Origin of the sequence: Paenibacillus xylanilyticus (genome assembly GCF_047246825.1) — a bacterium.
Lineage (GTDB): Bacteria > Bacillota > Bacilli > Paenibacillales > Paenibacillaceae > Paenibacillus > Paenibacillus xylanilyticus_B.
In genome coordinates this window covers 227,062-247,775 of record NZ_JBFOLB010000001.1, presented here as the reverse complement: position 1 = coordinate 247,775, position 20,714 = coordinate 227,062, and the positions used below count along the sequence as shown (strand labels likewise).

At 45.6% G+C, this 20,714-nt stretch carries 15 protein-coding genes; 4 read left to right on the top strand and 11 right to left on the bottom strand.

Going from position 1 to position 20,714, the window contains the following annotated elements; genetic code table 11:
• Positions 1 to 186: 186 nt before the first annotated feature.
• Together AB3N00_RS01120 and AB3N00_RS01115 are read right to left on the bottom strand one after the other, a co-directional pair.
• The gene (locus AB3N00_RS01120) at positions 187 to 1,449 is read right to left on the bottom strand and encodes an MFS transporter (RefSeq protein WP_413032903.1); all 1,263 of its coding nucleotides are present in this window, start codon (positions 1,447 to 1,449) and stop codon (positions 187 to 189) included.
• Between the two features lie 161 nt (positions 1,450 to 1,610).
• A complete protein-coding gene (locus tag AB3N00_RS01115) occupies positions 1,611 to 1,742 on the bottom strand; it encodes a sporulation protein YjcZ (protein WP_157284262.1) in 132 nt (43 codons plus the stop codon).
• A 260-nt stretch (positions 1,743 to 2,002) separates the two neighbouring features.
• Here AB3N00_RS01115 and AB3N00_RS01110 point away from each other — a divergent pair, with 260 nt between their 5' ends.
• The gene (locus AB3N00_RS01110; protein ID WP_413032902.1) at positions 2,003 to 2,713 is read left to right on the top strand and encodes a DUF421 domain-containing protein; all 711 of its coding nucleotides are present in this window, start codon (positions 2,003 to 2,005) and stop codon (positions 2,711 to 2,713) included.
• Between the two features lie 62 nt (positions 2,714 to 2,775).
• Here the strand turns inward: AB3N00_RS01110 and AB3N00_RS01105 are convergent, their stop codons facing one another.
• The 5 genes from AB3N00_RS01105 to AB3N00_RS01085 form a co-directional block, all read right to left on the bottom strand.
• Positions 2,776 to 3,717, bottom strand: a complete 942-nt coding sequence (locus AB3N00_RS01105) for a family 43 glycosylhydrolase (protein WP_413032901.1) — start codon at positions 3,715 to 3,717, stop codon at positions 2,776 to 2,778.
• A gap of 44 nt (positions 3,718 to 3,761) precedes the next feature.
• Positions 3,762 to 5,477, bottom strand: coding sequence for a discoidin domain-containing protein (locus tag AB3N00_RS01100; protein ID WP_413032900.1), 1,716 nt, complete (start codon positions 5,475 to 5,477; stop codon positions 3,762 to 3,764).
• A 91-nt stretch (positions 5,478 to 5,568) separates the two neighbouring features.
• On the bottom strand, positions 5,569 to 7,254 hold the full coding sequence (locus AB3N00_RS01095) for a hypothetical protein (RefSeq protein ID WP_413032899.1): 1,686 nt from the start codon (positions 7,252 to 7,254) through the stop codon (positions 5,569 to 5,571).
• Between the two features lie 64 nt (positions 7,255 to 7,318).
• Positions 7,319 to 8,188 carry a carbohydrate ABC transporter permease gene (locus AB3N00_RS01090; RefSeq protein WP_175398934.1) on the bottom strand — a complete coding sequence of 290 codons (870 nt, stop codon included), beginning with the start codon at positions 8,186 to 8,188 and terminating at the stop codon, positions 7,319 to 7,321.
• An 18-nt stretch (positions 8,189 to 8,206) separates the two neighbouring features.
• Positions 8,207 to 9,001, bottom strand: coding sequence for an ABC transporter permease (locus AB3N00_RS01085; protein WP_413032898.1), 795 nt, complete (start codon positions 8,999 to 9,001; stop codon positions 8,207 to 8,209).
• Between the two features lie 406 nt (positions 9,002 to 9,407).
• On the opposite strand from AB3N00_RS01085, the gene AB3N00_RS01080 reads away from it, so the two are divergent.
• Positions 9,408 to 11,129 carry a sensor histidine kinase gene (locus tag AB3N00_RS01080; RefSeq protein ID WP_413032897.1) on the top strand — a complete coding sequence of 574 codons (1,722 nt, stop codon included), beginning with the start codon at positions 9,408 to 9,410 and terminating at the stop codon, positions 11,127 to 11,129.
• The gene (locus tag AB3N00_RS01075; RefSeq protein ID WP_413032896.1) at positions 11,117 to 12,466 is read left to right on the top strand and encodes a response regulator transcription factor; all 1,350 of its coding nucleotides are present in this window, start codon (positions 11,117 to 11,119) and stop codon (positions 12,464 to 12,466) included. The genes AB3N00_RS01080 and AB3N00_RS01075 overlap by 13 nt, the downstream gene beginning before the upstream one ends.
• A gap of 200 nt (positions 12,467 to 12,666) precedes the next feature.
• Here the strand turns inward: AB3N00_RS01075 and AB3N00_RS01070 are convergent, their stop codons facing one another.
• On the bottom strand, positions 12,667 to 14,928 hold the full coding sequence (locus AB3N00_RS01070; RefSeq protein WP_413032895.1) for a glycoside hydrolase family 3 N-terminal domain-containing protein: 2,262 nt from the start codon (positions 14,926 to 14,928) through the stop codon (positions 12,667 to 12,669).
• Positions 14,929 to 15,167: 239 nt separating this feature from the next.
• On the bottom strand, positions 15,168 to 16,859 hold the full coding sequence (locus tag AB3N00_RS01065; protein WP_413032894.1) for an ABC transporter substrate-binding protein: 1,692 nt from the start codon (positions 16,857 to 16,859) through the stop codon (positions 15,168 to 15,170).
• A gap of 217 nt (positions 16,860 to 17,076) precedes the next feature.
• On the opposite strand from AB3N00_RS01065, the gene AB3N00_RS01060 reads away from it, so the two are divergent.
• Positions 17,077 to 17,946: a helix-turn-helix domain-containing protein gene (locus tag AB3N00_RS01060; RefSeq protein WP_413032893.1), complete on the top strand. Its 870-nt coding sequence runs from the start codon at positions 17,077 to 17,079 to the stop codon at positions 17,944 to 17,946.
• Between the two features lie 142 nt (positions 17,947 to 18,088).
• On the opposite strand, the gene AB3N00_RS01055 is transcribed toward AB3N00_RS01060, so the two are convergent.
• Together AB3N00_RS01055 and codB are read right to left on the bottom strand one after the other, a co-directional pair.
• Entirely contained in the window at positions 18,089 to 19,357 is a 1,269-nt protein-coding gene (locus tag AB3N00_RS01055; protein ID WP_413032892.1) for a cytosine deaminase, read from the bottom strand.
• The gene (gene codB, locus AB3N00_RS01050; RefSeq protein ID WP_413032891.1) at positions 19,326 to 20,603 is read right to left on the bottom strand and encodes a cytosine permease; all 1,278 of its coding nucleotides are present in this window, start codon (positions 20,601 to 20,603) and stop codon (positions 19,326 to 19,328) included. Before codB ends, AB3N00_RS01055 begins: the two co-directional genes overlap by 32 nt.
• Positions 20,604 to 20,714: the final 111 nt, after the last annotated feature.

Genomic DNA, 20,714 nt, shown 5'->3' with positions numbered 1-20,714 from the left:
CTTCTCGTCCAATCCTCCACCCGGATAGCTGTAATTAGTTAGAGTGCCTTTCACATTACTTTAGCAAATTTTGTCTTGGTTTTATATTGACAAAATCAACCAGCCGGATTAATTCACACTTACTAAGATCACTAAAAAACCGCTAAATGAATAGCGGCTTATGAATACGTTTATGTCAAAGTCGAATCAGAAACTGTCGTTATTATTCAAGCCTGTATTGGATGGAAACTGATGCTGTTGCTTTGCATAAAACATCATCAGGGGAATACTGATCGCAAACGCTCCTGCTACGAGCAGGAATGGAATTCTTGGGTCAATTCCATAAGCCCAGCCTCCAATAATACCAGAAGGTGAAATAACGATCAGGATCAATACCTGAAGCAGAGCAAATATCTTGGCACGATTCTCATCGTCAATCGCATTTGCGACTGCGGTCTCCAAATACGGATAAGTCATCATCGTTCCAATTGCAGCGATAATCGTGCTCACACTTAGTATGATCAGGTCACCTTTTGGAGCAATGACGAGAATGACATTGGACAGAACGGAAATGACAAACCCCCAAACCATGGTGCGATTCACTTGCGACTCGTTGATCCTGGGCATAATCCAGCGCATGAACATTAACATGATCACAGAGGAGAACGCTGGAAAAACAGAGATCAGCCCACTTCCAAGCTGCAAGTATTCGACCATAAATATGGAGACGTAAGTCGTCTTCACCGTTGTCTGAAAGTTAAACAGGATGTAGACGCCAAATATGATCAGCAGCAATGGACTGCGAAGCATCACTTTCATTACGGACAAGTAGTCGGACATTCCCTCTTTGATGCTCATTGACTTGGTTTCCTTCATTTTGCGATAACCGATATCCGTCTCTTTCGTTGCATAATGGCGTCCGATAAACTGAATCGTCATCATAATACAGGCGAGCACAAACATGATTCGAACCCCGGGTACGAGAGAAAAATGGTAAACCAGCAATCCACCGAGTGGCGCAAACAATCCCCCCACTACACTAATGAGCTGCAGTAAAGTAAATACGTATGTTCTTTCTTTCGGAGCCGTATCCTCAACCAGCAGACAATAAAACGCGGTGTGCGGCACCTTTTGAAACCCATTTACAATGGCCGCGAATACGAAAAACCAGAAATTTTGAGAAATAGCCCATAACAGTGTAGCGACGCTCCAGCTGAGCACATCAAAATAGAGCAAAGCGCGCTTTCTCCCCATCCGGTCTGTAAGGTATCCGCTAAGAAAGGAAGATAGCACCTGTACAAGCAGTCCGATGGAAGTAATCCAGCCGATCCCTGTTTCCGTTACCCCTAACTGATACATGAAGATGGAGCTGTAGGTGACATACATGCTGTAAGGAATCAGAAACAGCGGTTCGTAGATGAGACAGCCCTTGGCGTTGCCGGTTAATTTCCGGAAAGAATTGGAAGCCATATACTCCTCCCTCATTATGTACTTAATTAATAGTATTATATATTCTATCTCAGGATTTGTAATGATTGGAACGAACTAAATATGCTCACGTTAGTGGAATGAAGCAGATGACAACATAAAAAACCGCCAGCGAAAGCTGGCGGACATTCTTAAGCTGCATATTAAACTAAGAAAGCTTTGGAGATGATGACCAACAAAATAAAGAGTACCAGAATTGCACCGATGGATGTGAAACCGCCATATCCTCCACCAAGTCCTCCTACATTGCCATTGCCATATCCAACTTCACTCATGTTTCTTCCCCCTCTTCTGTGGTATGTGTTAGATTATGCAGGATTGGCTCATTTGACAAGGCTAAAAATAAAAAGGGGCTGAACTCCTCGTTCATGACCCTTCCTCCCAGTTGGTGCACTAATTTTGCAATAAATTGCGGCTTATTTAACCCTTCTTCCTGCTCAGGATGAATGTCATCTTTTATGGTTTGATGTTTTTAATCAAATGGAGTGGGTAATTGTTCATCAATGATTGGTTCTTTTCGGGAGGTTGGTTAGATATGTTTATGGATTTAACACTGAAGCTGGTGATTAGCTTTTTCGGACTTTGGGCCATCGCTTTTATCACGGGTAGAAAAACGCTTAGTCAGCTTACACCGCTGGACTTCCTGTCTTCGTTAGTATTGAGTGAAATTGTAGGGAATACGCTGTATGACGATCAGGTAAAGGTGTCTCACCTTTTATTTGCATTGGCCATTTGGACTGCCCTCTCTTATCTATTTGAGAAAGCAACCACCCGATTTGTGAAATTCGGGTATGTAGCAGAAGGTCGGGTGGCTCTCTTAATTGATAATGGTGAAGTAAATCAGAGTTTGATAAAAAAATATGATATTGAATATAAACAATTGCTCTCCATGCTTCGAAAACAGAATGTTTTTTCGCTCCAGGAAGTCAAACATGCCGTCTTGGAAATAGACGGATCCCTGTCCGTCCTTCGCAAACCCGAATATGAACCTCCGACTGCTCAAGATTTGGGATTGGAAACGCAATCCGATTCTTTCTCTATTACAGTGATCGATAAAGGGGAACTTCTGAAAATGTCGATGAGAGGAAGGGAAGTTGATACGGAGAAGGTAATGATGGAGATGCAAAAACAGGGCTATCATAATATTAAGGATATAGCGTACGCAGAGTATCGCGAAGATGGAACACTTTATATCATTCCGAGAAAGAAAAAGAACAAACGAATGATAAGCAGAAATGTGACATGAATGATCATGCTCTTCAATAAGGGGATAAATCGATCGATTTATCCCCACAAGAGCAACTTCCTCTACCGTTTAAAAACAATGGAATGAGTATCCCCTTCTAAAGTTAATGTTGAACAATTATTCAGGACCGGATTATCCCCTTCAAATTCAATGGGCAGCACCACATAGCTGGATTGAAAGTAATCCGAAGCGTTCCAGCGATCCGAAAAGTAAAGGTACTCCTGCGCTGATCGCTTCAGCACAAATGCCGGTTGGGTTCGAAACGTAGTTTCATCACCAAAATCGCTGAGCATTCCCCACGGACCATCCATGGAATTCGCCATCGCGTATTTCCCTTGATTCGGTTCCCAACCCGTGCAAAAAGAGGTCAGCATGTAGTACTTCCCGTTTCGCTTGAAAACGGCCGGTGCCTCCCGATACTCCCCCTGCCACAGCTTTCCGACAAGGCTTTCGACATTAAGGTAATCTGCCTGCAGCCGATATATGTGAAGATCCGCATTGTCTCTGGCAGCTGAAATGAAATACGCAGTCCCGTCATCATCCTGAAAGAGCGTGCAGTCTCGCGACATATACCCATAAGGATTAAAGCTGCCATGATATACGAAATGGCTATCCGGAGAGTCCGATGTGGCGATCGCGCATGCAGCATCATTATAATTAGTTCCATTCTCAAAGTGCACCCATAGAACAAACTTCTTCGTCGCCGGGTTGAAAAGCACTTTAGGCCGTTCCAGGTTCACTTTTCCACCTTTGTCGTTCTTTAATCTCATATTAGTCCGAACACGAATGGGTGCAGCTGGAGTAGAGGTCGTAATGATATGGTCTCGAAACTCCCAGTTGAAAAGATCTCTGGAACGGTAACAGCTGACATAAATATCGTCTTTGCGGTCTTCACCATACCAATAATAATAATTGTCATGGAATAGAATATGTCCACCATGGGCATGGATCGGCTGACCGCTTGAATCATTCCAGATAGTACCATTGGCTAATTGATGATTCACACAGCTTCCTCTCTTCTATTTATATTTGACGTTTGGAAAGATGGTTAATCGGTGTCTGTTCCAAATATCTTTACTTCCCACAGCCTTGGGTTATACCAGTTGTTAGGGTTGTTATGGAGAGTCGCATTAAGCATATTTATTCTTACATACCTGGCAGTACTCGAGAGACTATCCGAGGTGAAGCCGTAAGATGTATTATTGGTTCGATCCAATGCTTCCGTCCAGTTCACATTGTCTGTGCTCGTTTCAATTTTATATTTGTAAAATCCTTCGGAGCCTTTTTGCATCCACCAGGAAATTTGCACGTTATTAATTTGTTGAACTGAGCCAAGGTCTACCTTCCACCAATGCGGCCAGGAACTGCCTGTACTGATCCATTCGGTTTGATAGTTACCATCGTTCGCATAACTCGCCGGGTTAGTTCCGGTTGCCGTTTGCGCTGTGGCTTGTTTGCCTTGCGACAAGAGCTTTCCGTTCTGTACGGGAACAACGACATCATCGTTCGCATTGTACAAAATTTGATCAAAGTAATCATAGAACGCGTAACCATTGGAGAACCAAACCGGGAGCAGTCGTTCCTCCGTTGTTCCGTTTTGCGTACCTGCCCAGCCGAACATCCAGCGGTAAGCAACCATTACAACATGATTTCCAGTGTTGGGCTTTACTCGCATGACGGAACCTGATTGTGCCGAAAAGGTAGAAGTGTTGCCGATCGTTCGCAATTCAGACCATGCTCCATCGATACTTGTTGCTGAGGAATACATGGGGATACTCGGATACCAACCCGCAGCTTGGGAAGAAAACAGATAATAAATGCCATCCTTTTTGATCATCTTAGGCAGTTCCCTATGCTGGTTCTGATAAATAACCGAAACTTGATGATCCACATCCAGCCAGTCGGAGGTCAACTTGTACAAAATGGTGTCCGAATTATTATTAGCTGTAGAGATCAAATAAGCTGAATCATCATCATCTTTGAAAATCGAAATGTCCCTGGACTCGTTTCCTTCGGGTCGAAAGCTTTTGTGGAATGTAAAGTTTTCTCCCGGCGTGGCCGAAGCCACGGATACCCTGGCAAGCGTGTAATCTGTACTATTTTCATAGTGAGCCCAAAAAACAAATTTATTGGAGGGGGCATGGTATAAAATATTGATTCCTTCAAATTTACTATTAGCCAGATCCGGATGATCTGTGTAGGAAAGTACCACTTTGTCGTTACCATAGGTGATATCGTCGGTTGACGTCTGTTGGATCATCTGACCAAAACCACCTGATGACTTTTGTACAAAATTGAACCTGTAGTAGGTATCCCCCACTTTAAGTTCATTTGGGAGGGCCAGGGTTGATTTTGTTGTATTATCAAAAGTGGTGAGGTTTTCGGGAAGGGTATAAGGGGTATATTCAGGCGAAACGGCGGAGGTTAACAGGGAATTGCCGCCATATGCCTTCACTTGATAGCTATATGTGCTTCCTATGCTGAGGTCATAATCATCCGTTGTTGTACCGGTTAAGGTCTGCAGCAGCGTATAGGGCCCGTTGTTTTCAGATCTATACAGCTCATATTCGGTCGCTTCGTTAACAGGTGCCCAATGTATTTTGGCATTGGAAACTTTCGATTCATTCTTTAGCACAAACAGTGTTGCTGCAATATTTGTCTCCTCGCTATCCGCAGCGTGAACATTTTGAGCAGAGAACGATAAGTGAAATGCGAACCAACAAAATACAATGATGAGTGCAATCCCTGGTTTACCTTTGATCATGTTTCATCATCTCCTTCTTTATCTCCCCTTCAACAGGTCAACCCTCCTTATTCGCGGAAGATTGACCTCTATGAAGAGGGATTTTTAACTTTTATTTCAGTTTCATCAGTGACATGACATCCGTCTCGCTGGCTTGGCTGTACCACTCGTTTACTTCTTCGATCACTTGGTCTCCGCCTTTTTCGTGCCACTGTTTGACAAAGGTATCAAACGCTTCAAGTGGCTCATTTCCGTATATTATTTTGGTAAATGTCTCTTGCTCCATGGTGGTAAGCTGTTCCCACACATTCTGCATCGTTGGCGTGGGTGGACCATTAAACTCATTTGGCAGCAAGACATCCCGATTTTCATAGGAGATCCGATATCCGTCTTTGGTGGTTTGATCCTTTGAAGCGCTTTGAATAAGGACACCCGTATCGGGCTTGGCACCGTTAGCCAGATCGAAGTACGATTTGCCGGGACCGTCAACACTCGGTGTATTTTTGGTAAATGCCATTTTCCCAACACCTTGTACGGCCTCCAATGGCGTATTGAATTTCGTTGGATCGAATGTCACTTCGTCATTGACGATATCGTAATCGTAGCCCTGAGCGTAGCCGTACTTGAAATCTCCAGTGCTGAACGCCGCATCGTACATTTTATCGTAGTACAGGAAGAATGCCTCCATGTTTTGAAAGTCCTTGTTGAACATGAACACGCCATCGTTCAACTGGGCAGACTGATAGGTTTTATCGCCGTTTACGCCTTGAATGGTCGGATAAGCACTGATTTTCGCACCCTCCACATTTTTCTCCACGTCCTTCACACTGTCGTAAAGCCAAGGGCGGCCGATGATGATGCCCGCCTTTCCTTCAGTAAAATCGGATAGTGCGTCCCAGGCGCCCTGGGTGGCCAATTCTTTGTTCAAATACCCTTTGGAATACCAATCGCGCAGTTTGGCAAGGGCATCCTTATTGCCCTCAGCCACCGATCCATAGGTAAGTTTGCCGTTGTCGTTATACCATTGTCTTGGAAGGTGCTTGCCTGTGTATGCGCTGAAAATCATCACCGGATCGCTGACCCAGCCCGTATTGTAGGAATCCTTCCCTGAGAATGTAAAGCCGTATGTGTCTTGTTTACCGTTACCATCCGGATCCTCAGTAGTGAACGCAGCGATGACTTGCTCAAACTCCTCAATCGTCGTCGGTGCTTTCAGCTTCAATTTGTCCAGCCAGTCCTGGCGGATCAGCATGACTTCGCCTTCCGTCAAATTCGGCGCAATTGCCATCCCGTAAACCTTGCCATCTCTAACTACAGGATTGAAGGTGGTTGGGTATTGTTTGTATATCTCTTTGATGCGATCAGGCATGTAGGTTGAAATATCTTCCGTGATCTCCTTGACCCGCCCCGATTCGATCAAATCATTGATCAGCATGGTGTCATAGACAGGCAGAACATCCGGCAGCTTCTCGGAACCTGTCAGTGCGAGCCGCAGTTTAGTGTTGTACTGGGAAGCGTCACCACCCAGCAGGGTCGTTTGGATCTTGATGCCGAGATTTTGTTCGCCCCAACGGGTCAACACATTGTCATTCAAACTTTCACCATTGATGTATTTTCCGGCATTTTCATCCTGTTGTTTCGCGATGGTAATCGTAAACGGAGGATCATATTTTCCATCCTTGAGCACCGATGCCGGTGCGGCCTCAGAAGCAGTTTCCCCTTTGCTGCAGCCAGCAACAAGAATAGCCGATAACATAACCAGACTTACCATTTTCCATAAATCATTTCTTTTCTTCATGAAAACATGCCCCCTTCACTCAAACTCAATTTGTGTTCTCTGATCCAATTTTTCGTCATCGTAACTATTCTTTCACAGCCCCGAGCACAATTCCCTTAACGAAATATCGTTGCAAAAAAGGATAGACCAGAATGATAGGTAACGTGCTGACAAAAATTTGGGCTGCTTTGATGCTTTGTTCCGACATCGCTGCCACCTCAGACTGACTCATCGCCATATTCTGCATATTGCTCTGCACCACAACCGTCTGCAGGAACGAAGCCAGCGGATACTTGCTCGCATCCGACATGTACAAAATTCCGTCAAACCAGGAATTCCAGTGTCCAACCATAATGAACAAGGATACGGTCGCTAGTCCAGGCAGAGACAACGGTAAATAAATCTTGCTGAGGATCACGAAAAAGGACGCTCCGTCAATGAATGCTGCTTCTTCCAACGCTTTTGGAATTGTTTTGAAGAAATTGACGAGAAGGATCAGGTTGTAGGCTCCGAAAGCTCCCGGCAATACAAGGGCCCATATGGTATCCTTTAATCCAAGGTTTGTCACCAGAATGTAAGAAGGTATCAATCCTCCAGAGAAGAGCATGGTAAAGATAAAAAACCACATCAGCGCATTGCGCCCCCGAAATTCCTTGGACAGGGCATAACCTGCACAGGTAAGGATAAACATGCTGATGGTAGTCCCCAAAACCGTTCGGGTGATGGAGGTCAGCATGGCGCCGATGAAATTGGAATTGTTGAACGTTTTAACATAGGCGTCCACGTTGAATCCGACCGGCCAAAATGACACCATGTTACCGCTAATGGCTGCTTTGCTGCTGAGCGATTGCGCCATTAAATGCAGCAGGGGAAGAAAACACGCCAGTCCTGCCAAAATCATGAACGCATAATTAAAATACGAGAATACTCTATAGCCTGTTGTCTTATGGTACATTATCCCTCTCCCTCCTTGTTAGAATATTTTATAATTGGCATACTTGTAGGCCAGTCTGTAGGATACGACGATCAAGATCAGGCTGATACCCGACTTAAACAACCCAACTGCGGTCCCGAACCCGTACTGTCCATTCAACAAGGATGAACGGTAGACATAAGTGTCGATGATATCTCCCGTACTGTAGACAAGCGGATTGTACAGATTAAAGACCTGATCAAAGCCCGCGTCCAGAATATTCCCCAGACTCAACGTGGAAATGACGATAATCATCGGCAGCATGCTAGGTAAGGTAACGTATCTGATTTGCTGCCGACGTGTGGCGCCGTCGATCTCTGCCGCTTCGTAATAGGAAGGATTGATCCCCGCTATCGTTGCCAAATAGACAATCATGCCGAAACCGAAGCTTTTCCACACATCGCTGACCACAACTGTGAATCTAAAAAGATCAGGATCACCCAAAAAGTAAATCGGATCGATCCCGAATAGCCGGGTCAAAATTTGGTTGATGCCCCCGTCTAATCCGAGAATGTCGATCATCAACCCTGCAACTGTGACCCAGGACAAAAAATGCGGCAGATACACCAGTGTCTGTACACTTTTCTTGATGCCGATATTTCGGATCTCGCTCAGCAGAATAGCCATGATGATTGGAACAATAATTCCAACGATAATTTTGGAAACGGCGATAATCAGCGTATTAACGATCGCTTGTGTCGCTTCTTTGTATTGAAAAATCCGTTCGAAATTATCTAACCCAATCCATCGGGAACCTCGGATGCCAAGCCATGGTTTATAGTCCTGAAACGCCATCAGCAGCCCTACCATGGGGCCATAAGAAAAGATGCAGACAAACACTAAAGCGGGAATACACAGTACATACAAAGGCCAATTTTTCCTGACTTCCTTTTTCAACGAGCTTCGATGGGAAATCTTAAGTTTTGTTTTTTTTGCAGTTGTAACGGTACCAATCTCGTTAATGTTGCATACCTCCTCTATGATGACACTGGGAAAGCAATCCTCGCAGTTAAGCTTAACAAAAGCGCTTTCACACCAAAATGCCAAAATTTCAAGATCATCACCCCATTCTGAATCATTTTTAAACCGCTTTCATTTTAGTATTCCGCTACTCTTTCGCTTTCCAGTGGTTTGGCTTATATTAAACTTACACCGACATGGAGTTATAACTTCTAGTGTTGCATTAGGAAAGGGAAACCATATGATAAGAAAAATGTACATGAAGCGATTCATCTATTTCTTTGTTTTTTTTCTGCTGCTGACGCTGAGTTTGTTTTTTGTAATGAACCGATTGAGCTCAAAGACACTGGAAGAAAACCTGATTGTGGCTTCCAAGAACCAGCTTGATTATGTGAAGGGCATCCTAGACGGGATTATGTATGAGGCAAACATGTATGGGGTTCAGTTTGCGGCAGACAGTGATGTCCGCTTCTATCAGAGCCAGGTGATCGAGTTGAGCAATTATGATTCCCAAATGAAGAAAAATGATATCGTTGATCGCTTGCGGCAAACGCTTCTTTCCAGTCGATCCATTGAATCGATCGGCATCTACTGGAAGTCTGAAGAAACGTTCCTGTCCACCAACAATACGCTGGAGGCAAGACTTCCCTTCAAAGATGTTGATCAACGGGGATGGCAAATCGTTGACGACAGCTTGTATTACTTTGCCGTCTACCCTTACATCCAAAAACCAGGAAAAATTGAACCGGCTCAGTATGTCGTTGGCGTGAAGCTCAATACCGAATATTTGAAAAGCCTGCTGAAAAAGGCCGTGAATAACGACAGCTCGAACGCTTTTTTTCTGTTTAACGACCAGCAATTATGGAGTCAATCAGAAGTCGACAATGATCTGTTGAAAGCGGTTACCAATATGCTTGCTCCCCAGACCGAGGCAACCTTAAAATATGATTATCATACCAATTCGGACGACTACTATGTTCTATCCCGATATATTGAACCGATCGACACCTACCTGATTACATATACACGGACCAATGATTTTCTGCAGCCGCTTGACCGCAGCCGCAAAGTTTTCCTCGTCAGCATTTTAGCGGTTTTGACGCTCGGCCTGATTGTCATCTTTACGTTCTACCGGAATTATTACCGTAATATCCGTCTGCTGGAGAAAAAGTTTTTACAGGTCGAGCAAGGTAACCATAACACGCGGATTACTGAAAACACCGACAAAGAGTTTTACAGCCTGTTCAGAAGCTTTAACCATATGGTCGCCGAAATCCAGGATCTGTTCGTATCCTTGAAGACCGAAACGGAACTGAGAAGAAGTGCGGAACTTCAACAATTACAAGCTCAGATTAACCCTCATTTTTTATACAACAGTCTGTTTTTCATCATGTCGGTGGCCCAGTTTTCGCCGGATGCCGTTATGCGAATGAGCAAGCATCTGGCCGAATATTACCGCTATTTAACCAAATTGGATCGGCATGAAGTCACTCTGGAAAGTGAACTTCAGTTTGCGGAACATTTCCTGATCATTATGACTCTCAGCAAAAAAATGGAGTACAACATCGATCTGCCGCCGGAACTGGCTTCCCTTCCCCTCATGCCGCTGATCATTCAGCCCGTAGTCGAAAACGCGATTCAACACGGAATTGAAGGACAACAGGGAGCCCATCGGGTGACGATCGATGTAAAACTGGAAGAGGATGTGATTAAGATCAGGGTTTCGGATGACGGGAAAGGTCTAACGATGGACGAGATCCGCATACTGGAAGCTCGGCTTGAGAGCAGCGCCTCACCTGAAGGAACTCGAGGGGTTGGGCTCTGGAATGTAAACCAGCGTCTGAAAAATACGTATGGCGAGCTGAGCGGTCTGCAGTTTTCTACCAATGAATGGGGAGGTTTGTCCGTCCTGCTGCTTATTCACAATCCCGCGGAGAAAGGAGAAATCTTATGCGATTATTAATCGTTGATGACGGACATTATGTCGTGGAGTATATGAAGCACTTGCTCGATTGGAAATCCTTCGGCATCGATCAGATCGAGACAACGACCAATTCGATTGATGCCAGGGAAATGTTGGATCAGAGCCATATCGATATTTTGATCACTGACATCCGCATGCCCGAGGTATCGGGGATTGATTTGCTTCAACATATCCAAAAAAATGGCTTGCCAACCAAAGTCATCATTCTTTCCGGCTATTCCCAGTTCGAATATGCGCAACAAGGAATCCGTTTGGGTGCACTCGACTATTTGCTCAAACCTGTAGACAAAGATGATGTGGAGAAAGCAATGTCTAAAGCCATCAAGAATATTATAAAAACACAGCCCATTCAACCCGTCGCATGGGAAAGCTTCGATGGTTTGGGGTATCTGCTTTCGCTTCTTGGAGAAAACGAAACCTTACGGTCGAAATTTGATGTTTACACTGATTTTTTAGGGGAGAGCCAATTTTGCGGCTTTAAGATGGATAATTTCACACAAGCACATGTGGATATTGTAAAACATACGATTGGAGACAAGTTGGACCGTCTTGTTTGGACTGCGGGTACCCAACTGTTCGCTTTCGTTCCGGAAGAAATTGCTGGGGAACTGACCGTCACACTGGACCACTCGCTCTTGTCCCCGCCCTTTTCGTTTAAAGATCGAAACGAGACCCGCCAACAGTTCTACGGATTTTTCCTAAGTGAACATGTGCACCCAAGTGACTTTATTGAATTGCATAATCCATCTCCATCATGCGGTGAATGGGAGTCTGCCGGAAACATCATTAAAAAATATGATCGAATCCATCTCAGAAAGCACAAAATCATCTTTCTCATGGAGACCATCCTTTATCTATATCTGGCGGATAAGAATCGGGATGCATCTGAAACTGCAGACTGGATTTTTAATCGGCTGCGAGACCCTGACGAACTTTGGTCGACCCTCATGGATAAGGTCAGCCGGATCAGGAACAACAAACAGATGTCCATTCAAACCATTGTCGACAAAGTGCAAACATACATCGAAGACCATCTTTCACATGGCCTTAGCCTGGATGAACTGGGAAAAGTCGCACATCTTCATCCTGTGTACCTATCCAAACTCTTCAAACAGGAGACAGGAGAAAATGTGTCAAACTACATTTCGAGGAAAAGGTTGGAGGAGGCGTCCCGGCTGCTGCAGGAATCCGAACTCCGTATAGCCGATATCGCACAAATGGTCGGTTACAAAAAAAATCAATATTTTATCCAGTTGTTCAAGGAAGAGTATGGGGTTACACCCTACCAATACCGCAGAAACATGATCCACCAATAAAACTACAAGCACTGGTGTGATGTTAGTGCTGGTGCTGAGGTTAGTGTCAGTGCTCACCTTTACCTTTAGGGACTCCCAAATAGAAGGTGACCTGCTCTGGACAAGAAATTATACCTGTATAACAAAAAAAGCCGCTAAAATAGCGACTTTCAACGGGGCTCTTCATCAACCCCTGATGCTGAGCCTCTCCATTTTTGCTGTCAAGGCGTTTTCACTGGCAACTTGCCGCCTGGTTTCAGTTGTCCAAGCAGCACGTTGATCCCCGCTTTTGTATTTGGCTCCTGCTTTCCGTATACGGCAAGTCCCGAGCGCACGTTCTTCAAATAAATCGTCTCGTACGGATTACCCAGCGATAACAGCGCGTATCGCTGATTACTCCTGTTCATCGCATCAATTAAGGTTTGATAATTGGTCCATCCAAACTGACTGGCTACGTTACGAAACTGGTACGAAGCCAGGATGACGTAATCCGCCTTGCCAATTGCCTGAAGGGCTTCATTCGTTTTACCCTGGCTCATCACAGCAATTTCCGTCTCTAGCGACAGACTGTTTGCGGCTTGCAGCAGCTGCTTCTCGAGCTGCTTCGCCTGTTCCTCTTCTGCTGCGACAATAACAACCCGGTCGCCTTGCCGAATTAGATCCGGTTGCGCACCTTCGCGGCTGGCCATTGATGTAACTGCTCGCTCTGCAATTTCACGTTCTACGGTGAGGTGCTCCTTCGATCCGATGATATCATTAAGTCTGGCTAGCTTATAGGTAAGGGTTTCGCTGCGTTCAAACAGTCCATACTTCGCTTTCAATTTCAAAATTCGCTTCACGGAAGTATGAATGGTTTCGGTTGGGATATTCCCGTTATTCACCGCATTCACCAGCGTTTGATGTGCAGCTGCCGGATCTTGCGGCATTAGAATGATATCGACACCAGCGGAGACAGCACGTTCCACCGCTTGGTTCTCCCCAAAATGCTCTGCGATTGCATTCATGGTAAAGGCGTCCGAAACGATGAGACCTTCATATCCCAGCTCTTCCCGAAGCAGTCCGGTCAGTACCTTTTTGGATAACGTGGCAGGGATAGGCACGCTAGTCCCATCTTTGAGTGAAGTGACATGCTCGTTATCTATCGCTGGGAAAGCAATATGTGCGGTCATGATCATCTCTACCCCGTTCTCAATCGCAGCCCGAAACGGTTTCAGCTCTACCGCATCGAGACGCTCACGGTTATGTGGCAGTACCGGCATTCCGAGATGGGAATCTACTGTCGTATCACCATGTCCTGGAAAATGCTTGACTGCCGCAATCACCCCAGATTGCTGCAGTCCCGTTATCGTTGCGAGACCAAGCCGTGTCACCAAATCCGCATCCGAGCCAAACGACCGCATGCCGATAATTGGATTGTCAGGATTGCTGTTGATGTCAAGCACCGGTGCAAAATTGACTTGCACCCCCAGTGCTTTCAACTCCTCCCCTGTCAACTGTCCGGCCGCTTCGGCCAGCGCTGTGTCTCCGGTTGCACCAAGCGCCATTTGCCCCGGCAGATTCGTCCCGCCTGGGATTCGCTTTATAACGCCTCCTTCTTGGTCGATGCTAAGAAACATAGGAATGTCTCCTGCTTCCTTTTGGATATTGTGTGTGAACGTTGTGACCTGCCTAACGTCTACAATATTTTTGTCGAATAGAATAAGTCCGCCCAAATCCTGATCGTGAATACTGCGTTTCAGCCCTTCATTAACGGTGGTTGTCACTTTACCGTTCCATTGCCTAATATCAGGCATGAGCATTTGGCCGACTTGCTCACTTACGGTCATATAGGATATCAGCTTGTCCCAATCCTGCGTCTGAATGGCTGCTTCGCGTTCGAACCGAATCACTCGCGCCATGAATACAGCGTATTCCGCTCGCGTGACAGACCGATTCGGACGATAGGTGCCATCCGAATATCCGCCAACCAAACCGTTTGAACTCAAGATGAGAATAGGCGCTGCTGCCCAATGCTTTTCCGTATCTGTCAAACGCACGGACTGCTTGCCTTCCACGAGTGGATATGCCCGTGTAAGGAATGCCGCAGTCTCTGCTCGACTAATTGGAGCATCCGGATGGAAGGTACCGTTAGGAAATCCGCTGGCCAATCCATGTTTAGCCGCTATGGCGATTTCGCGATAAAAGGGATGTGTTGTGGGAACATCCGAATATGCCGTACCTTGCACTGCTTTCTGAAGCTCTTGCGGATATAGCTCGCGCACCATAAAAGTGACCGCTTGTGCGCGTGTGACGAGCCCCTCGGGCTTAAATATCCCATTGCCATAGCCAGCCACTGTTCCACGTTCTGCCATATATGCAATGCCATCTTCTGCCCACTTGGAATGCTGCAAATCGACAAACTGTGCTTCCGCTGCAGCACTGCCTGCCCATACGAGCATAGAACCGAGAACAGCACCGATCATTGTCATTAGTTTTACTTGCATCTGTTTCACCCCTGCTGATGTCTATATGATGAATAGACGCTTCTCATATACAATTTGTTGCGTTTATGGTGCCAGCTGGCGTGTCCCCCATTCGCCATAGCACAAATCAATTTCAATTATCCCACTTGCGCGAAGACTATCCTCTCAAAGCAAAAAAGCCGCTAAACAGCGACTTTTAGTAACCCTATTGTTTTCCTTTTCGGTGATCGGTTGCTCTAGGTTGTATTTAATACCCAATCTCATTCTATATTTTTACCCGTCCACAACCTGACACGATCTTTGATCCATTCTGTATATTGTTGCTCCATGGCTACTGCTCCTGCATCATCAATTTCCTTGATCATATTGTCATAAATGGAATCAAAAGCGTCCGGAGAGGCTGTGATTGCTTCGGCGATCCGTTTCTGGATAATATCCTGCGTTTTTTGATACACGACATTATAATCCCCGCTATCTGAAGGAATCGGCATATTGTAAGCCGCGCCCCACTCTTTCACAGGGAACTCTTTCTCGGAAGGAAACAAATCCTTCCAGGTCGTGATGCCATAACCTTCAAGAGCTTCTTTTTCCACTTCGGAATAATTCTGTTGAATCTGTTCAGGGTAATTGGTCGTGAAGTAATTGTCCGTCGAATCTTTAACACCATCACCATAATGGGCGCCAAAAATATAGTACAACCCTATGCCCGTTTCTTTGGTGAATGTGTTATTATCCTTATTTTTCCGCTCCTGAACATCTGTCGGAATTGTGCGCTTTCCATCTTCCATGACGTAGTGCTCGCCTTCAATGCCCCAGTTTCTTAAAATTTGCCCTTCCTCGGATGACATCCAATCCAAAAATTTGATGGCTCGAACAGGATCTTCGCAGTCAACTGTAATGCCGATCCCATAACCGTCAAAACCGATATCCTGGAAGTCTTTTCGTTTAAAGGTTTCGTCCAGCGTCACTGGGTAATATCCGTATGTCCTATCGTCCTTGCCCGCGCTTTTCAAAGCATTTTCCGCGTCACTATAGCCCCAGTTTGGATCCAGCAGCGATAGTACACGACCGCTGGCAATTTTGGACTTATACTGATCATCCTTCTGAACAAAGCTGTCTTTATCCAGCAGACCTTCATTGAACATCTTGTTCAACCAACGGAAATACTCCTTCTCCTCCGGCCGTTTGTAATGCAGAATGGCCTCGTAAGTGTCCGGGTTAATATAATACTCGCCATCCCCGGGGCCTCCGGTTGCCATAGCTGCAGGATCGGTTACGGTGATCATTCGCCGCCACCCGTCTGCGCTTAGTGTTAACGGGATCGTTGGTTGGCCATCTTCTGTTGTGGGATGTTTCTCGTAATATTGTTTCAACACCTTTTCGAAATCGTTTAAGGTTTTGATCTCCGGATACCCCAGTTCCTTGACTACGCGGTGCTGAATGGCTGCGCCATTATTGGCATCAAAACTGATTTGGTCAATAGCACCATTGGTCGGTATCCAATAAATTGAAGGATCGTCGTTACTATATTTTAAACGATTGAAATGCTCACCATAAATTTTTTTCAGATTCGGTGCGTGCTCTTCGATTAAATCCGTCAAATCAATCATGGCCCCAGCATCAACGAGTCTTGTTAGATTTCCTTTGGGGAAAATCAAATCCGGATAATCACCACTGGCAGCCATAAGCGAGATGCGGTCATTCCCTCCACCGCTGGAAATATCGTACTCTGCATCAATGGTTACACCTGTTTTTTCAGAGATTTTTTGGCCTACCTCATCCTGCATCTTGTTCCAATTTGGACTTGCGTCAGCTCCGAAGAAGGTAAATGTGATCGGACTATTGGAATCACTGCTGCTCGTTCTGGGATTATCTGTCGAATCTCCGCATCCAGAAATAATCATTATACTTGTCAAAAGGCATGCTCCAAGCGTTTTTGAGACATTTCTCATTCTGTTCTGCCCCCTATAATTATTCAGTGTTTCAGATTCGGAATGCGCTTTCAAAATATTTGAGACAGTGTCATCTCAAAAAATGATCCTCCTTTGTTGGCTGAATCTTGTATTCTCACACTTATACTAGTATGGAAATGAAAACCCAAACCTTGATTTTTAAGACATCATTATAGGATGATATAGACATGAAATTCAGTGGTTGGGGTGGGGATATATGAAAAAGATTCCTTTGCGATGGTTTACCCGGGACGAAGAATTTCCATTTTTCATACAATACGGAGGTCATTCTGAAGACTTTTATTTACATCAACATATGGATTTCGCTGAACTTGTCATTGTTCTTCATGGACATGCAACCCATATCGTAGATGATGAAGTTTCATTCATTAAAAAAGGTCATGTATTTGTTATCAGTGGTGAAACGAGCCATGCTTATAAAGACCCATGTGATTTTAAAATATGCAATATCATGTTTAGGCCTGAAGTATTACAGCACCATCTCGGATCTGATTTACTTACTTTTGATGGCTACCACTCGATGTTTGTTTTGGGACCGCTTTATGGAAATTCCCCTTCGATAAAAAGTCAAATGGTTATGTCGTTAAACGACCTCAATTATGTCGAATCGTTTATAGCCGACATGATCAATGAATATCATTTGAAGCAGCCCGCCTACAAAACTTTGTTGACTTCAAAACTCACCGAATTGGTAGTGTATTTATCGAGATACCACCAATCAAATGGAAAGTCATCCGAAGGCCAATTCATGCATTTGGCTACAGCAATATCATATATTGAAGACCATTTTCTGGAACAGATTACATTGGAGGAAATTGCTTCACAATGCAATATATCTATAAGGCATTTGAACAGAATTTTCAAATCTTTTTACCAGACGTCCCCAATGGTTTACATCAAGCGTTTGCGCTTGGAGAGAGCTTGTCAGCTCTTGAGATTAACCGATCTGTCCATTACGCAGGTCTCATACCAATCCGGATTCAATGACAGTAATTACTTTACGAGGCAATTCAGGCAGACCTATAAGATGTCACCCAAGTTGTTCAGACAGAGTGAGTTAACATAAGGAGTTAATTGAAACAACAAAAATCCCCTCTTGATTGCAGGAAGATTGCACGATGTTGCGCTCTCTTGTTGCCCTGTCCACCATGAGGGGATTTATTGGCTAAGACGCAGGCTCTGCTTGATGCATAGCACGCCTCATTTAATTATTTATTAAAAGTGACCTTCTCCAAACCGCCATCAAGAATGATCGACGTCTCCCGCGGCTTCGATTCCGCGATTTTGCGGCCGCCTCTGAACGAATATAGAACTCCAGCCTGTTTGCGAATGGCCTCATACTCGTTCTCTGCTTCAAGCACGATGAAGTTGGCCGGTTTACCTTCTTCAATGCCGTACACATCCTCAATGTGCAACGTTCTTGCGCTGTTCTTTGTAATGAGATCAATCGAATTCACGATTTGATCGTAACCGAGCAATTGGGAAGCATGGATACCCATGTGCAGCACCTGAAGCATATTGCCCGTACCTAGCGGATACCATGGATCGAAGATGTCATCGTGACCGAAGCATACGTTAAGACCTGCTTCCTGCAGCTCTTTGACGCGGGTCAGCCCTCTTCTTTTCGGATACGTGTCGAAGCGCCCTTGCAGGTGGATGTTGACCAGCGGATTGGAGACAAAATTCAGGTCAGCCATCTTCAACAATCTGAACAATTTGTACGTGTATGCGTCATTGTATGACCCCATCGCCGTCGTATGGCTTGCCGTTGTACGGGAACCCAGTCCGCGTTCGTAAGCCTCCTTGGCAACGACTTCCACGAAACGGGATTGCTCGTCATCGATCTCGTCACAATGGATGTCGATGAGACGGTCGTATTTTTCGGCAAGGTCAAACGCGACCTTCATGGAATCCACACCATATTCTCTCGTGAATTCGAAATGCGGAATGCCGCCAACCACGTCAACGCCCATTTTCAGCGACTCTTCCATCAATTCTGCGCCGTTCGGGTAGGAATGAATGCCTTCCTGTGGGAAAGCGACAAGCTGGATGTCCATGTATGGTGCCATTTCTTCTTTCACTTCAAGCATCGCTTTAACTGCGGTCAAGGTTGGATCGGTAACGTCTACATGCGTACGTACATGCTGGATACCCTGCGCCAGCTGCCATTTCAGTGCTGTTTTGGAGCGAGTTTTGACGTCTTCATGCGTCAGGAATGCCTTGCGTTCCGACCAACGCTGGATGCCTTCGAACAGCGTTCCGCTCAAGTTCCATTCCGGCTCGCCCGCCGTCAACGTTGTATCGAGATGAATATGAGGTTCAATGAATGGCGGCAGTACAAGCGAGCCGTTGACATCAATGACTTCCTCGTTTGCAGCTGCTTCCTGCGCTTGTGTGATCTGTCCGAACTTCCCATCTTTCACGACGATATTCCATAAACCTTCTTTACCCCGCAATTTCGCGTTCTGTATAATCATTTATTTTCCCCTTTTCTTTGGATTGTTTGGCAGATACGATCAGCATCAACACGATGTAAACCACCGCCGTGCCGATCAGTGCATTTAATGGTGTTACTCCTGGAGCCAGCTGGGCGAACGCAACGCCGATGGCCCAAGCCACCATCGCTATCCAGTTTACCTTCTTGAAAGTCATGTCGGCAAACGGTTTATAGTTTCTGCGCTTCACGAAGAAGTAGTCCGCGATGATGATCGCTCCAATGGACGGTACAGCCGCGCCCAGCACATTCAGGAAACCAACGAAGTTGTTGTACATCCACATGGCGAATATGGTACCCACGATACCGTTTACGATGACGAAGAACTTTTTCGAAATTTTAGTGATGTTGGCAAAGCCGAGCCCGGAAGCATAAAGGGCATTATCGTTTGTCGTCCAGATATTCAACCCCAGAACGATGATCGCGGGAATGATCAAACCTTGCAGGAACATGACTTCCGAGATGTCTGCCAGGTTATAGGCCATGGCACCGACTGCACCAAACAGGAACATGAGTGAGTTCCCCAGGAAGAATGCAATGACGGTTGCGATAACAGCCTGGCGTGACGTACGGGAAAACCGGGCAAAGTCAGGCGTTAACGTCCCTCCGCTGATAAAAGATCCGATACAAATGGTTAGTGCAGCTGCTGCAGTGAGCGACTGTGCCGGCGTGTAATCAAACAATCCTTGCAGACCGCCCAGCGTGTCTGCGCCTTCGAACATGGAGTAACTCCCGAGAATGGCAATGGCTGGAACCGCGATATAACCCAAGATGACAAGTGACTTCATGCCGAAGATGGCAGATGCCGTCATGGCGAGACCAAACAGGAAGATGAGCAGGTACACATTCCAATCCATTGCTTTGGCGACCGGAATCGCGAACATGGCCACACCGACACCGAACCATCCAACCTGCGTGAAGCCAAGCAGGAACGAAGGCAGATACGACCCTTTTTCACCAAACGCATATTTGGCCAGCAAGTGTGTGGACAAGCCTGTTTTGGCCGCGATATGCGCCAGCGCTCCGGTATAGATTCCCAGCACCAGATTGCCCGCCAGCACGATGCCTATAAACTCCATAAACGTCAAGCCTACACCAAGTGTACCGCCTGCCAGCATGCTTGCCGAGAAGAACGTGAATCCCAGCATGACGGACAACGTCTTCCAAAAATGGTTTCTCTGCGTTTTTGGCACTGCCTGCCATGAAAACTCTTGATCTTGTTTGCTCATCAGAATACCCCCAACTTAAAGTGTCCTGATACCAAAAAGCAGAAAAAAGAGGCTACTCGTCAAGTCTCCAACTGACAAGTAGCCTCTTTTTTGCATCATAACCCGCGCGAA

Bases quoted from the DNA above. Each gene is read 5' to 3' on its own strand.
- AB3N00_RS01120 (WP_413032903.1), bottom strand. From the start codon at position 1,449: ATGGCTTCCAATTCTTTCCGGAAATTAACCGGCAACGCCAAGGGCTGT.
- AB3N00_RS01115 (WP_157284262.1), bottom strand. From the start codon at position 1,742: ATGAGTGAAGTTGGATATGGCAATGGCAATGTAGGAGGACTTGGTGGA.
- AB3N00_RS01110 (WP_413032902.1), top strand. From the start codon at position 2,003: ATGTTTATGGATTTAACACTGAAGCTGGTGATTAGCTTTTTCGGACTT.
- AB3N00_RS01100 (WP_413032900.1), bottom strand. From the start codon at position 5,477: ATGATCAAAGGTAAACCAGGGATTGCACTCATCATTGTATTTTGTTGG.
- AB3N00_RS01095 (WP_413032899.1), bottom strand. From the start codon at position 7,254: ATGAAGAAAAGAAATGATTTATGGAAAATGGTAAGTCTGGTTATGTTA.
- AB3N00_RS01090 (WP_175398934.1), bottom strand. From the start codon at position 8,188: ATGTACCATAAGACAACAGGCTATAGAGTATTCTCGTATTTTAATTAT.
- AB3N00_RS01085 (WP_413032898.1), bottom strand. From the start codon at position 9,001: ATGGCGTTTCAGGACTATAAACCATGGCTTGGCATCCGAGGTTCCCGA.
- AB3N00_RS01080 (WP_413032897.1), top strand. From the start codon at position 9,408: ATGATAAGAAAAATGTACATGAAGCGATTCATCTATTTCTTTGTTTTT.
- AB3N00_RS01075 (WP_413032896.1), top strand. From the start codon at position 11,117: ATGCGATTATTAATCGTTGATGACGGACATTATGTCGTGGAGTATATG.
- AB3N00_RS01070 (WP_413032895.1), bottom strand. From the start codon at position 14,928: ATGCAAGTAAAACTAATGACAATGATCGGTGCTGTTCTCGGTTCTATG.
- AB3N00_RS01065 (WP_413032894.1), bottom strand. From the start codon at position 16,859: ATGAGAAATGTCTCAAAAACGCTTGGAGCATGCCTTTTGACAAGTATA.
- AB3N00_RS01060 (WP_413032893.1), top strand. From the start codon at position 17,077: ATGAAAAAGATTCCTTTGCGATGGTTTACCCGGGACGAAGAATTTCCA.
- AB3N00_RS01055 (WP_413032892.1), bottom strand. From the start codon at position 19,357: ATGATTATACAGAACGCGAAATTGCGGGGTAAAGAAGGTTTATGGAAT.
- codB (WP_413032891.1), bottom strand. From the start codon at position 20,603: ATGAGCAAACAAGATCAAGAGTTTTCATGGCAGGCAGTGCCAAAAACG.